Raw genomic sequence first — 12,654 nt, 5'->3', positions numbered from 1 at the left:
TACCCCCATTTACGCCGTTGTACTCGTGTTCTCCGCTTCTTCCGGCAATGGCTTAGTCTGACGCCACCACCACAGCACCTCGATAATGACCGCACCGATGGCGCCCACAATCAGCGCGGGAATCAACAGCTCCCGCCCTACCCAGTACAAATTAAGCACCGAAGCCACTGAACGAACCGAGAAGATGAACAGGTAGGCTCCCGCCGATACCGCCAGCAACAGAACCTTCCACCAGGTGTATGGCCTAGCCACGACCACCAAAACCCAAAATGCCGAAACGATCAGCACAATGAGAGTCGCAGTAGACGCCTCCCCTCGTGCCGCATCGCTGGCGTCGACTCCCGGGTTTGCCCACAACCAAAACATGAAGGTCAACAACCCCACCGTGATGCCCGCCGGTATCGCTAAGCGCAACACGCGCCGCACGAAACCATCGCGCGCACGCTCCAGGTTAGGAGCCAACGACAGCACGAAGGCCGGGATTCCAATCGTGAACCAGCCCGTAATGGTCACGTGGATTGGCTCGAATGGATAATCCATCCCCCACAGCCCCACAGCCAGCGCCAGCACCACCGAGTAGATGGTCTTCGTCAAAAAGAGGTTGGCCACACGCTCGATATTGCCAATGACTCGCCGGCCCTCGGCCACAATCATCGGCATCACGGCGAAGCGATTATCCAACAGCACCAACTGCGCAACCGAGCGTGTCGCCGGCGCCCCATCACCCATGGCCACACCCAGGTTCGCCGCTTTCAGCGCCAGCACATCATTGACACCATCACCGGTCATCGCCACATGATGCCCCCGCGACTGCAGTGCATGAACCATATCGCGCTTATTCTCCGCCGTGACACGGCCGAAAATCTGCCGCGACTCGACAATGTCTGCAAACTCGTCGCGGATCTCGGTGGGCTTGGCTTCGCTATTCTCATCGCGGCTGACCGGAAGCTCAGACGCATCGACAGGATTGTTAGCCCCCTCCATTTCCAGCTCACGTGCAACAGCCCCCACAGAGCGGTCATTGTCACCAGAAATGACCTTGACCTCAACACCTTCTTCATAGAAGTAGGCCACTGTGTCCGCCGCATCTGAACGCACCTTCTGCCCCAGCACGACAAGTGCGACCGGTTCCAGCTCCACCTCGCCACTCTTCCGCAGCGCACCGCCGGGCAGTCCATCTGCCCCAACTGGGGTCCGCGCGAGCAGGAGTACACGAAGTCCTTCCTCCATAAGCTGCCGAGCTTTCTGCATGCCGACCGCGGAGTCGTCGACAAGCACATCGGGCGCGCCGAAAACCCACGTCGCACCGCCGTGATACGTCAGCGCTGACCACTTATTCGCCGAGGTAAAGGGGCGGGTTTTGGTTTGCTCATGCTTTACGACGTCCGCTGCGTCCGCAAGCCCCTCGAGCAGTGCACGAGCCGTTGCGTTGGGGCGATCGTCGAGCTTGCACAGATCGATGAGTGCGGAGTCGACCTCCTCGCGGGAGGTACCGTCACCCGATACGATGTCGACTTCCACTAGCTGCATCGCGTTTTCAGTGAGCGTGCCAGTTTTGTCGACGCACACGGTGTCGACACGCGCGAGACCTTCGATCGCGGGCAACTCATTGACCAGCACTCGATGTCGCCCCAAGCGCACCACCCCAAGGGCAAATGCGATGGTGGTCATGAGGACAAGCCCCTCAGGAACCATGGGCACCAGCGTGGCGACCATCCCCAGCAGCGCATCGTTGAAATCATCGCCGGCGACAAAGAGCTGCGTATAGATTGCCAGGGCGCCGACGGGAATGAGAATCCAGGAAATGTAGGTCAGGATCTTGTTGATGCCGCGGAAGAGCTGAGAGTCAGTCAGCGTGAATTTGTTGGCCTCAGCTGCGAGCTTGGCGGCGTAAGCCTCCTTGCCCACTTTGGTGGCCTGATATCGCGCCGACCCCACCACGACCGAGGAACCCGAGTAGACCATGTCCCCAACGCTCTTATCGACGGCATCGGATTCACCGGTGAGAGAGGACTCATCGACAGCCACGTCTGAGGCGTAGCGGAGAATACCGTCAACGACGATTTGGTCACCGGGACCGACCTCGATGAGATCGTCGAGGACGACGGACTCGCGGTCAATCTCGCGAGCCGGCTCCCCGTCGCGAATGACCATGGGCTTTGCACGGCCGACAATGGAGAGCTTGTCCAGCGTGCGCTTGGCACGCAGCTCTTGGATGATGCCGACAATAGAGTTGGCGATAATCAGCAGACCAAAGGCACCGTTGACGATTGAGCCGGTATAGAGCACGACGGCGAATAACACAGCGAGAATACCGTTAATCCGGGTAAACACATTGGCACGGATGATGTCCCACACACTGCGCCCGGATGTTGGCGGCAGCTCGTTGACGTGCCCCAACTCGATGCGTTGCTGGACCTGCTGTTGAGTAAGACCGCTGTCGGGAGTTTTCCACGAGCCCATGACTGCCTACCCTATTCGCCTAATTGCTGAACCCACTCGACCTATTTGCCGATGAAATTCGGTTCGCGCTTTTCGGCTCGCGCCTTCGATGCCTCCGCAGCATCCTCGGAAGCCCACACCGTGTCGTAGAGCTCTTGCTGGTAGTCCTTCAACGGGCTATGTGTCTCATCGTCGTTGAGCACGGCCTTGTGGTAGGCCAGTGACAGTGGCGCGTAGGTGGCGATACGGAGCGCTACCTCCTCCGCCTTGTCCGGCCCACCGAGGTAGGAAGCCAGACCGCAACCGCGGGCGGCTTCCTGATCCATGCGCTCGGCCGCCAACAAAATAGTGCGGGCACGGGCACCGCCGACGAGTACGCGTACGCGGCGAATTGTCCAGGCATCGACAGCGATACCGAGCTTGACCGGCGGAATCATAAACCAACCGCGCTCACCCACGACGCGCAAATCAGCCGCCATCGCCAGCTGCATACCAGCTCCGACGGCCGGCCCCTGCACATCTGCAATAACCACCAGACGGCTGGCCTCGATTGTGCGCAGCATTCGACGGAGCTGTTCATGGAAGGAATCTTCATGGTGCTGGCCGCTCAGGTCTGCACCCGCACAGAAAGCGCGGCCTTCGCCGCGCAGTAGGATAACGCGCTGCTCTCGAACCTCAGCAGCAGCTTCCACCGCATCGGCGATGTCACGACACACGTCGGCAGTCAGGGAGTTGCGCTTATAATCTCGGTCGATGGTGATAGTGACAATTGCGCCGTCGGCTTCGACGCGGATTTCAGATGCTGGGTTCGTCATAGCCTTTAGGCTACCCGCGAAACACCAATAGTGATGGGGCTATAAGCAAATCTAAATTCGCTTATTCGTTGCCGAATACCCGCGGGTCGCCGCTCAGGCGCCCGTCGGCACGCGCCATCGACGCAATCGTCTCCATGTCCTCGTCGGTGAGCTCAAAGTCGGTGACCTGAAAGTTCTCCTTGATGCGCGACGGCGTGCCCGACTTCGGGATGGCCACGATGCCACGCTGAAGGTGCCAGCGGATAGCAACTTGGGCGGGAGTTTTGCCCAGACGATCTGCGATTTCAGCAATCGACGAGCCCTCAAAGTACTTCGCGCGCCCCAGCGGCGACCAAGCCTGCGTGACGATACCGCGACGGCGATCGTCTTCAACCTGCTCATTCTGCGGGAACTGCGGATGCAGCTCAATCTGGTTGACCACCGGAGTCTCCGAGAGCTGGTCGAGCACCTCTGGGTAGAAATTCGCCACACCAACCGAGCGAATTAGCCCCTCCCGCTTGAGCTCCAGCAGCGTATCGAAGCACTGCCCAAATGTTCCCTGCTTCTCCACCGGCCAGTGCACAAGCACCAGGTCAACATACTCGAGGCCGAGCCGCTCCAAAGACGCCTGCACGGACTCGCGTGTCGCCGCCGACTCCTGCGCATCATTCCAGACCTTCGTGGTCACGAAGATATCTTCACGCTTTACGACGTTCGCAGCGACCGCATCGGCAATACCCTGCCCCACCCCTCGCTCATTGCCATAGAGCGATGCGGTGTCGATGTGGCGGTAGCCGATTTCCAGGGCGTAGCGCACGGATTCGCGGGCCTGCTCATCGTCGAGCTTGTAGGTGCCAAACCCCAGAATCGGGATGGCGTTGCCATCGACCATTTCCACGTTGGCAATTCCAGTTGTCGCTGCATCGTACTTCAGATCGAGTGTGGTCATGCCAACCGAGTGTACGGACTGAAAATTTTTTAGATTTTTTCTGCCCCGCTGACCTGTGATTTAGAAAGGTGAGTGTACTTCATTTTGTTGTGAACGGTTGACGGAGTGTTGTGTTTATACAACACTTTGGGGTGTGTCCCCAAAGATTAAACCCAAAGAACCGATATTCAACAGAATTTCAGTGCTGCGGGCAGAACACGGACTCAGCCGAGCCGAACTAGCCAAACAAGTAGAGGTCAATCCTCAAACGATTGGCGCGTTGGAGCGAGGTGACCACTACCCCAGCTTAGATCTGGCATTTCGCATCTGCGCGGTGTTCGATCTCCCCGTTGAGGCGGTGTTCTCTCGCGAGGAATTCAAGCCCATGTCCTCTGCCCTATACCGAAAGGAAAGCTAACGATGCCAGCTATTCGGACTGAAAACGCAACACTGAACTTTTTCGAGAAGCTAGAAGCCCGGCGCGAAGCGAAGTACACAAAGCGTGTCGAGCAGATGTCGAGCTGGTTGCCCAAGTGGCGCAACCAGGCGGCGCGGCGGAAGCTGGTCATCGCATTCGAGGTATGCCTTGTGCTGATGCTGCTGAGCGGCATCGCGCTTCTCGGTAGCCTGACCGATATTTTCCCGGGCTGGCTTTCTCTACTCTGGCCAGTGATTTCCCTCATCATGGTCGTTGTCTGGACCAGCCTCAACATCACAGTCGACATGGTTGACAGCGCGCCCATCTCACTACTGGACGAATACCAGCAGGAACAGATCCTGAACCTGCAGGGACTGACATACCGCTGCTACACCTACTTCGGCTTGGTGGCCTTCCTCGCTCTAGTTCTGGTGGGCACTTATGTTCTGAACGAACAACCTGGCTGGGGACACTACATTCCGTACAGCTTCGGAATCTTCGGGATTATCGCTTTCCTCTACATTTCCACGCTGCCCACCGTCGTCTACGCCTGGAATCTGCGCGACGACTAGTACGGGCTCAAAACTCACGCCCCTCCCCCCCCCTGCCCTTCACTCCTCAATTTAAGGATCACCATGAACAGCCTCATTATTGACGGGCTTGAGAAGTCCTACGGAGAACTGCAGGTTCTCCGTGGCATGAGCTTCCAAGTTCACCCTGGAGAAATCTACGGCTTCGTCGGCTCCAACGGTGCCGGCAAGACCACCACCATGCGCATTGCCCTCGGCGTGCTGGCCACCGATAAAGGCGAAGTGCGCATCGGCGATACCCCGATGAATGACTCGCTACGCCGCACGATTGGCTACATGCCAGAAGAACGCGGTCTCTACCCCAAGGCAGAGGTCCGCAAACAGCTGATTTACTTTGCTCGCCTGCACGGTGTGCCCACCAAACGCGCAGAGTCCAACGCCGACAACTTGTTGGCGCGCCTCGGACTCACCGAGCGAGCCAACGATAAAGTTGACACCCTATCGCTCGGTAATCAGCAGCGCGTGCAGCTGGCAGCCTCCCTCGTCCACGACCCAGAAATACTCGTCCTCGACGAGCCCTTCTCTGGTCTCGACCCAGTTGCGGTCAAGGTGATGAGCTCCGTACTCAAGGAGTACGCCGACCGCGGCACCCCGATTGTCTTCTCTTCCCACCAGCTCGACCTCGTTGAGCGTATGTGTGACCGCGTCGGGATTATCCGCGACGGCCGCATGCTCGTCGAGGGCACAGTCGATGAGCTGCGAGCACGTGGCCCACGGGCATTCGTCGTCAAACTCGATGGTGCGTCCCAGGATTGGGCGACCTCCGTCGAGGGCGTGACAAGCGTGGAGCGTGATGCCCACGGCGCCGCCGTCGTTCACCTCGATTCCAATGCCCCCGCCGACACCGATCAGAAGCTGCTGCACAGCGCAATGGCAGCGGGAACGGTCCGTTCGTTTGGACCTCTGCAAATTCCACTTACCGAGCTCTACCAGGAGGCCGTACAGCAATGAGCACCAACACATACAACGCCTCAACGGCCGTTAAGACTGTTTTCGTCCGCGAACTCCGCGAGCATCTGCTGAAAAAGAGCTCGCTAATCACGCTCATCATCATGGCGGTGGCTGCAGTCGGCGGTATCTTCGTTGCCGACTACATGACCTCCAAGTCCGATAATGACACCGTAAAGATCGCGGTCGTCGGAGAAGCGCCATTCGCGGACTCTCTCGCCGACGCCACCGTCGAAATGAAGGATGCTGAAGGCGCGGATGCCGCAGCCGGCGCATTTGCCACAGCATCGCTGTCACCGTTGGAGATCACGTCCGCGGCAGACGACAAGGCCGCTCGTGCTGCCGTCACCGACGGCGATGCCGACGCCGCTCTCGTCCCCGACACCGCAGCTGGCAAGGAAGGCTCGTGGAAGCTGCTTGCCGACGACGCCCCATCCTGGCTGGCCCCAATGCTGCAGGAGTCGCTGCAGAAGCAGAACGAGGCGATGCTGCTCAGCGAGAACGGAATCAACCCCGGCGAGTTTTTCTCCAAGACTCAAAGCGCAGCCGTGTCGGTGGAGTCCCTGGATGAAGCTAAAGACGAAAAGATGCCCGCGATGCTCATCACGCTGATTGGTGTGATGGTTATGATGACCGCCATCCTCGTCTTCGGTGGCGCAGTTGCCACCAGTGTCATCGAGGAGAAGTCCTCCCGCGTCATTGAGATCATTCTCTCGACAGTTCGCCCGGCGCACCTGCTGGCCGGCAAGATCCTCGGCGCCGGTCTGGCCGGCATCATCATGATGAGCGTGCTGACCGCCAGCGCCGCAGTTGCCCTCATGATTACCGGATTGGCGGAAAACTTCGACGTTCCGTGGTCCGCAGTCTGGCTGCTGGTGCCGTGCTTCATCCTCGGTTACTTCTTCTTCGCCGCGCTGTATGCAGCTTCCGCATCGCTGGTCAGCCGTATGGAAGATTTCCAGGGCGCACAGATGCCGGTACTGGTGTTCTCGCTGATTACGATGTATGTTCCGCTGTTTGGCTGGAGCAAGCTGGACTCTACCGTCATGCAGATTGCCTCGTGGATTCCGCCAGTTTCCATCACTACCGCCCCGTTGCAGTACGCCGTTGGCAACTTCTCCGCACTCCAGTTGGCGGCTTCGCTGCTAATCATGGTTGTAGGAGTCGCCGCAGTCATCGCCCTCGCCGCCTGGATCTACCCGCGCAATGTCCTGCGCACCGGTGCCGCGGTCAGCTGGAAGAAGGCCCTGACGGCCAAGAGCTAGCCCCCAGCCCTGCCCAAAAGGAGCGTGGCTCCTTCAGCCACGGTCACCTAGAACCGAATAATCGTCAATCGCGTAGTTTGCTCAGCGCACCTTATAGACCATGGTCCGCCGCAAACTGCGCGATTTTTCCTGTCTCGCCATAGGAGGTCTGCGCCCCCACGCCTGTCGCCGCATGCGCCGAGACCACCGCCGCAAGACGAGCTGCCGTCACCACATCATCGCCCGCGGCCAACGCGGTGAGGACCGTGCCCATGTACGCGTCACCGCAGCCCGTGGTGTCCACGACCTCGATAGTCAGCGCCGGAATGCGCGTGACTGCCACCTCGCTTTCCGACGTCCTCAGGACCGCAGACCCCCCTCCGCCAAGTGTGACAATGGCGGTGGTAATCCCGTGTTCGTCGGCAAGCGCGCGCCCAACCGCATCCCACTGTCCGTGCTCGCAACCAGCGACCGCGCGCTCAGCGCCGATGATGGCTGCGAGTTCGTGCTCATTGACAATGAGGACATCGACCAGCGCGAGCAGATCCTCGCTGACCGCCCGAATCGGCGACAGGTTGAACACCACCGGCACACCCGCATCGTGGGCAATCTGTGCGGCGGCCAAGACTGCCTCATCACAAATCTCCAGACACAGACCGAGGCACCCCGCCCGCTGAATCTTGTCCGCATGACCGCGCACCGTCTCAGCATCGACTTCACCATTGGCGCCAGCGGAGATGACAATGAAATTCTCCGCTGCATCATCAACGACAATCATGGCTGTACCAGTGGCAGCGTCGACGGTCTCAACTGCAGAGATGTCCACGTGAGCGTCGGTAAGCGCGTCGCGCAGCAACTGTGCGTTCGGATCCGAACCGACCGCACCGACCAGTTCCACGGCCGCGCCCAGCCTGCCAGCCGTCGCCGCCTGATTCGCCGACTTACCGCCCGGCAGAATGCGCAGAGGACTGCCCTCGATAGTCTCACCACCATGCGGCAGGCGCTTCACGGTGACAGTCAGGTCTGCGTTGATGGAACCGACGACACATACGTTTGGCCTCTGCTCAGCCAGCTCGGTGAGGCGCTCAGTAATCGGCATTGGTTCGACTCCTCGGTAGTGCGGACACGTTTTGTCCGACAATAGCGCTACCCCTTTCCGCCCACCATCAACTAAGCCGGTTTACCCCTTGTTTACTACCGTGGAGGTATGGCTAGAATCAGCGCCCAACAAGTAATAGATACCGTCCTCGACCACGGAAGTTTCACATCCTGGGACGGCGCGCCCGAGCACGGCGACATCGACGAGGCCTACCGCGGCACACTGTCCCGCGCCTCTGATAAAACAGGTCTCGATGAGGCCGTTATCACTGGCGAAGGCACCGTCGGCGGCAAACGCGTCGCCGTCATCTGTTCTGAGTTCGGCTTCCTCGGCGGTTCTATCGGCGGCGCTACCGCTCGTCGTATTATCCGCAGCATCGAGCGCGCGACCGCGGAGCAGCTGCCGTTGTTGCTCTCCCCGACCTCGGGCGGCACTCGCATGCAGGAGGGCACTGCTGCGTTCGCGCTCATGATCTCTATCACCACCGCAGTGGCGCGCCACAAGGATTCTCACTTGCCATTCCTGGTGTACCTGCGCAATCCCACTACCGGTGGTGTCATGGCGTCCTGGGGGTCGGCAGGCCACTTCACCTTCGCAGAGCCCGGCGCGCTTCTTGGCTTCCTCGGCCCGCGCGTCGTCGAGCTCGCTACCGGCGAACCCATGCCCGAAGGCGTTCAGACCTCCGAGAATCTGTTCAAGCAGGGCATTATCGACGGCATCATTCCGCTCGAAGGTCTGCGCGGCGCTGTCCGCCGCACCATCGACGTGCTTGCCGACGGAGACCCCAGCGAACCCACCCCACCGCCAGCAGCAGCCATTGATGGTCGCGATACCTGGGAAGCTATCCGTCGCACCCGCGATACTTCTCGTCCAGGTGGCGGCGATATTATCGATGCCCTTGTGGACTGCTCCGTGCCAATTTCCGGCACTGGCGATGGCCACAAGTCGCTGTCGGTCCGGGCTCGCCTGGCGCGGATTGGTGAGCGGCCGGTGATTCTGGTCGCACAGGATCGCCATAACCAACCGCCCCTGGGCACGCATCCAATGGGTCCGGGGTCGCTGCGTTTTGCCCGCCGCGCGATGCGCATCGCGGAAAGCCTGAACATTCCGCTGGTCACGGTCATTGACACCCCAGGCGCTGAGTTGACCAAGGACGCCGAGGAAAATGCCATGGCCGGCGAGATTGCCCGCACCTTGACCACGCTGGTGAACTTGAAGGTTCCGACCGTGTCACTCATTCTCGGCCAGGGCTGCGGTGGTGGTGCGCTGGCCATGCTGCCCTCTGACCGCGTGCTGGCGATGCATGATGCCTGGATGTCTCCGTTGCCGCCGGAGGGTGCTTCGGCGATTATCTACCGAGACACCGAGCATGCCCCGGAAATGATGGAGGAGCAGGGCGTTGGCGCCGAGGCCATGCTGAAGACCGGGGTCATCGACGAGATTGTGGCCGAACCTGAGAATCCGGCCGAGCTGCCCCGCCGTGCTCTGAGTGCTATCGAGCACGCCCTCTGGGCGCTGGAGAAGAATCCGGCTCGCGTTGGCCGTGAGCAGCGTTTCGACCATTACCGTCGCTTCGCGCTGGGCGAGTAAGGGGTCTGGGCCTGGTTTGGGGCTGGTGTGGGCCTGGTGTGGGCCTTCAGCCCCCACCCCAACCTCAGAAAGCAAGAAAGTGACTGGGTTTATGACACTTTTGGGCAATTTCTCACGCCTGAAGTGTCATAAACGCAGTCACTTTCTTCGCCGGAAATCCTGCAAACCGCCGACAGGGGGATGGCGCAGGAACCGCGAAGCGAAGCTCAGCCGGCCAACGGAGCCAGCGTGTGCACTTCTACTTAACGTCCAACAGGTCGATGACGAAGACCAGGGTCTTACCAGACAGGAAGTGTCCTGCACCAGCCGGGCCGTAAGCCTTCTCCGGCGGGCAAATCAGCTCGCGGCGACCGCCGACCTTCATGCCCGGAATGCCTTCCTGCCAACCGGCAATCAGGCCGTTCAGCGGGAACTCGATGGACTGGCCACGGTTCCAGGAAGAGTCGAACTCTTCACCGGTTTCGTAGTCAACACCCACGTAGTGGACCTCGACACGAGCACCCGGGGTAGCCTCCTTGCCGTCACCGACAGTGAGGTCGTTGATGACGAGTTCCGTCGGAGCCGGACCGGACTTAGCAGTGAGTTCTGGCTTGGACAAGACAATCTCCTATCACAGTTGGCTTTTCACAGTTGGTATTCAGCCCAACGTAAATGGACCCAACTTAAATGGGGTTTCTTAAAATTCTAGGAAAAATAAAAGGCGCGTACCAACCTTTCGAAGGCTAGTACGCGCCTTTTCGCGTTTTCAACGCTGAACTTTTCTATGCTGAGTTACCTGCGAGGAACCCCTACGCGGTAATCGCTAGAAAATCTTTAGCGCTGGTCGCGCGGAACGAAGTCACGCTCGGTCTCGCCGGTGTAAATCTGGCGAGGACGGTTGATCTTCGATGCCGGGTCAGTGACCTGCTCGTTGAACTGAGCGATCCAGCCCGGGAGGCGGCCGATGGCGAACAGGACGGTGAAGAAGTCCGTCGGGAAGCCCATGGCGCGGTAAATCAGACCGGTGTAGAAGTCAACGTTCGGGTAGAGCTTGCGGGAGACGAAGTAGTCATCAGCCAGTGCAATTTCTTCCAGCTTCATGGCCAGATCCAGCAGCTCGTCGCCGCCGAGGTGCTGGAGCACCTCGTGAGCGGTCTTCTTAGCGATAGCTGCACGCGGGTCGTAGGACTTGTAGACGCGGTGACCGAAGCCCATAAGGCGGACGCCCGGCTCCTTGTTCTTCACGCGGTTCATGAACTCGGTTGCGTCGCCACCGTGGTTCTGCTGGATGTCCTCGAGCATCTCCAGAACAGCCTGGTTAGCGCCACCGTGCAGCGGGCCGGACAGAGCGTTGATACCAGCAGCGATGGAGACGAACATGGAAGCGCCGGAGGAAGCGACCATGCGGACGGTGGAGGTGGAGCAGTTCTGCTCGTGGTCAGCGTGCAGGATGAGCAGCTTGTCCAGAGCGTCTACCACTACCGGGTCTACCTCGTAGTCAGCGGTCGGGTAACCGAACATCATGCGCAGGAAGTTCTCGCGAGCGTTCAGGTTGTTGTCCGGGTACATGTACGGCTCACCCTTGGATGCGCGGTAAGCGTATGCAGCCAGCATCGGGACCTTAGCCATGAGGCGAACCGCAGCCAGGTTGCGCTGCTCTTCGTTCAGCGGATCCAGCTCGTCCTGGTAGTAGGAAGCCAGAATGTTGACCGAGGAAGCCAGGGTCTGCATCGGGTGTGCGCCACGCGGGAAGATGCTGAATGCGCGACGGAAGTCCTCGTCCAGCAGGGTGTGGTGACGAATGTCGTGGTTGAACTGCGCAAGCTCTTCCTCAGACGGAAGGTGGCCGTGAATCAGCAGGTAGGAAACCTCGTTGAAGGTAGCCTTCTCAGCCAGCTGCTCAATCGGGTAACCGCGGTAGCGCAGGATGCCGTTACCGCCGTCGATGTAAGTGATCTTGGACTCGGTAGAACCGGTGGCGGTGTAGCCCGGGTCAAAGGTGGTCAGTCCAGTTTCCTGGAGCATCTTGCCCAGTGCAATACCGTCGTTACCCTCGGTTGCCTTGACGATGTCCATCTCGAACTCGCCGCCCGGGTAGTGGAGTACAGCCTTGCCGTCTTTAGTAGCCACAACTTCCCTTTCACAGAAAAATTCTTCTTAACGACTCCAGAGTGCGGGGGAAGCAGGCACAGCGGAAAACAGCATGCTGCCTCCCAACTCCACGCCACCCCTTCGGGGTCGCATTGTTTCCAATGATTCAATTATGCGCGACATTTGCGTTCCATTGCATCTTGCCCAGTGAAAAAAGTTTGCTTAGTTCACATCGACCGTGTCGTAACCATAAAGAACCGACACCTGCAGTGGATTAGAACACACAATATCAAAGAGTGTGAGCAGTGCAACACCCTCTACCCCATTCGGGCAGTCTGGGCTACCCAATCTTGACCCCTCTTCACCCCGAAATGCAAATGGAAAAACGGGTTTATTACGTCGTCACTGCTCATTTACTAATCAGGAGGTCAGGAGCCCATTCAACAGCCAATGTCTTTAAAAGTTCAAAAGTCATCGAGCCAGTACCCGAAAACACATCGCCTAAATCCACAATAATTCACCCCTCCCCGC

General features: G+C 59.3%; 11 protein-coding genes. 5 read left to right on the top strand and 6 right to left on the bottom strand.

The annotated features are described in order from the left end of the window. Positions 1 to 9 precede the first annotated feature (9 nt). The 3 genes from NQ014_RS03625 to NQ014_RS03615 form a co-directional block, all read right to left on the bottom strand. Positions 10 to 2,463, bottom strand: a complete 2,454-nt coding sequence (locus tag NQ014_RS03625; protein WP_257073794.1) for an HAD-IC family P-type ATPase — start codon at positions 2,461 to 2,463, stop codon at positions 10 to 12. Positions 2,464 to 2,504: 41 nt separating this feature from the next. Further along, a complete protein-coding gene (locus tag NQ014_RS03620; RefSeq protein WP_257073793.1) occupies positions 2,505 to 3,257 on the bottom strand; it encodes an enoyl-CoA hydratase in 753 nt (250 codons plus the stop codon). Positions 3,258 to 3,318: 61 nt separating this feature from the next. Beyond that, positions 3,319 to 4,185 carry an aldo/keto reductase gene (locus NQ014_RS03615; protein WP_257073792.1) on the bottom strand — a complete coding sequence of 289 codons (867 nt, stop codon included), beginning with the start codon at positions 4,183 to 4,185 and terminating at the stop codon, positions 3,319 to 3,321. Between the two features lie 133 nt (positions 4,186 to 4,318). On the opposite strand from NQ014_RS03615, the gene NQ014_RS03610 reads away from it, so the two are divergent. From NQ014_RS03610 to NQ014_RS03595, 4 genes are all read left to right on the top strand, one after another. Then, positions 4,319 to 4,582, top strand: coding sequence for a helix-turn-helix transcriptional regulator (locus NQ014_RS03610; RefSeq protein WP_042388879.1), 264 nt, complete (start codon positions 4,319 to 4,321; stop codon positions 4,580 to 4,582). Between the two features lie 2 nt (positions 4,583 to 4,584). Next, positions 4,585 to 5,154 (top strand): hypothetical protein, encoded by a 570-nt coding sequence (locus NQ014_RS03605; RefSeq protein WP_257073791.1) that lies wholly within the window; start codon positions 4,585 to 4,587, stop codon positions 5,152 to 5,154. A 63-nt stretch (positions 5,155 to 5,217) separates the two neighbouring features. Then, complete coding sequence (locus tag NQ014_RS03600; protein ID WP_257073790.1) at positions 5,218 to 6,123, top strand: ABC transporter ATP-binding protein; 906 nt, start codon at positions 5,218 to 5,220, stop codon at positions 6,121 to 6,123. After that, on the top strand, positions 6,120 to 7,385 hold the full coding sequence (locus NQ014_RS03595; RefSeq protein ID WP_257073789.1) for an ABC transporter permease: 1,266 nt from the start codon (positions 6,120 to 6,122) through the stop codon (positions 7,383 to 7,385). Before NQ014_RS03600 ends, NQ014_RS03595 begins: the two co-directional genes overlap by 4 nt. Positions 7,386 to 7,476: 91 nt before the next feature. On the opposite strand, the gene NQ014_RS03590 is transcribed toward NQ014_RS03595, so the two are convergent. Beyond that, positions 7,477 to 8,463 (bottom strand): ribokinase, encoded by a 987-nt coding sequence (locus NQ014_RS03590; RefSeq protein ID WP_257073788.1) that lies wholly within the window; start codon positions 8,461 to 8,463, stop codon positions 7,477 to 7,479. A gap of 108 nt (positions 8,464 to 8,571) precedes the next feature. Between NQ014_RS03590 and NQ014_RS03585 the strand changes: the two genes are divergently transcribed. After that, complete coding sequence (locus NQ014_RS03585; RefSeq protein ID WP_257073787.1) at positions 8,572 to 10,053, top strand: acetyl-CoA carboxylase carboxyltransferase subunit alpha/beta; 1,482 nt, start codon at positions 8,572 to 8,574, stop codon at positions 10,051 to 10,053. Positions 10,054 to 10,291: 238 nt separating this feature from the next. On the opposite strand, the gene NQ014_RS03580 is transcribed toward NQ014_RS03585, so the two are convergent. Both NQ014_RS03580 and NQ014_RS03575 read right to left on the bottom strand, forming a co-directional pair. After that, the gene (locus tag NQ014_RS03580) at positions 10,292 to 10,651 is read right to left on the bottom strand and encodes an FKBP-type peptidyl-prolyl cis-trans isomerase (protein ID WP_005511805.1); all 360 of its coding nucleotides are present in this window, start codon (positions 10,649 to 10,651) and stop codon (positions 10,292 to 10,294) included. Positions 10,652 to 10,866: 215 nt separating this feature from the next. Then, positions 10,867 to 12,162: a citrate synthase gene (locus NQ014_RS03575; RefSeq protein ID WP_016423307.1), complete on the bottom strand. Its 1,296-nt coding sequence runs from the start codon at positions 12,160 to 12,162 to the stop codon at positions 10,867 to 10,869. Between the last annotated feature and the right edge of the window lie 492 nt (positions 12,163 to 12,654).

Source organism: Corynebacterium sp. 5QC2CO (assembly GCF_024580435.1).
GTDB classification, from domain to species: Bacteria; Actinomycetota; Actinomycetes; order Mycobacteriales; family Mycobacteriaceae; genus Corynebacterium; species Corynebacterium jeikeium_D.
The sequence above is the reverse complement of the archived record's forward strand: the minus strand, read 5'-3'. Positions and strand labels throughout refer to the sequence as shown.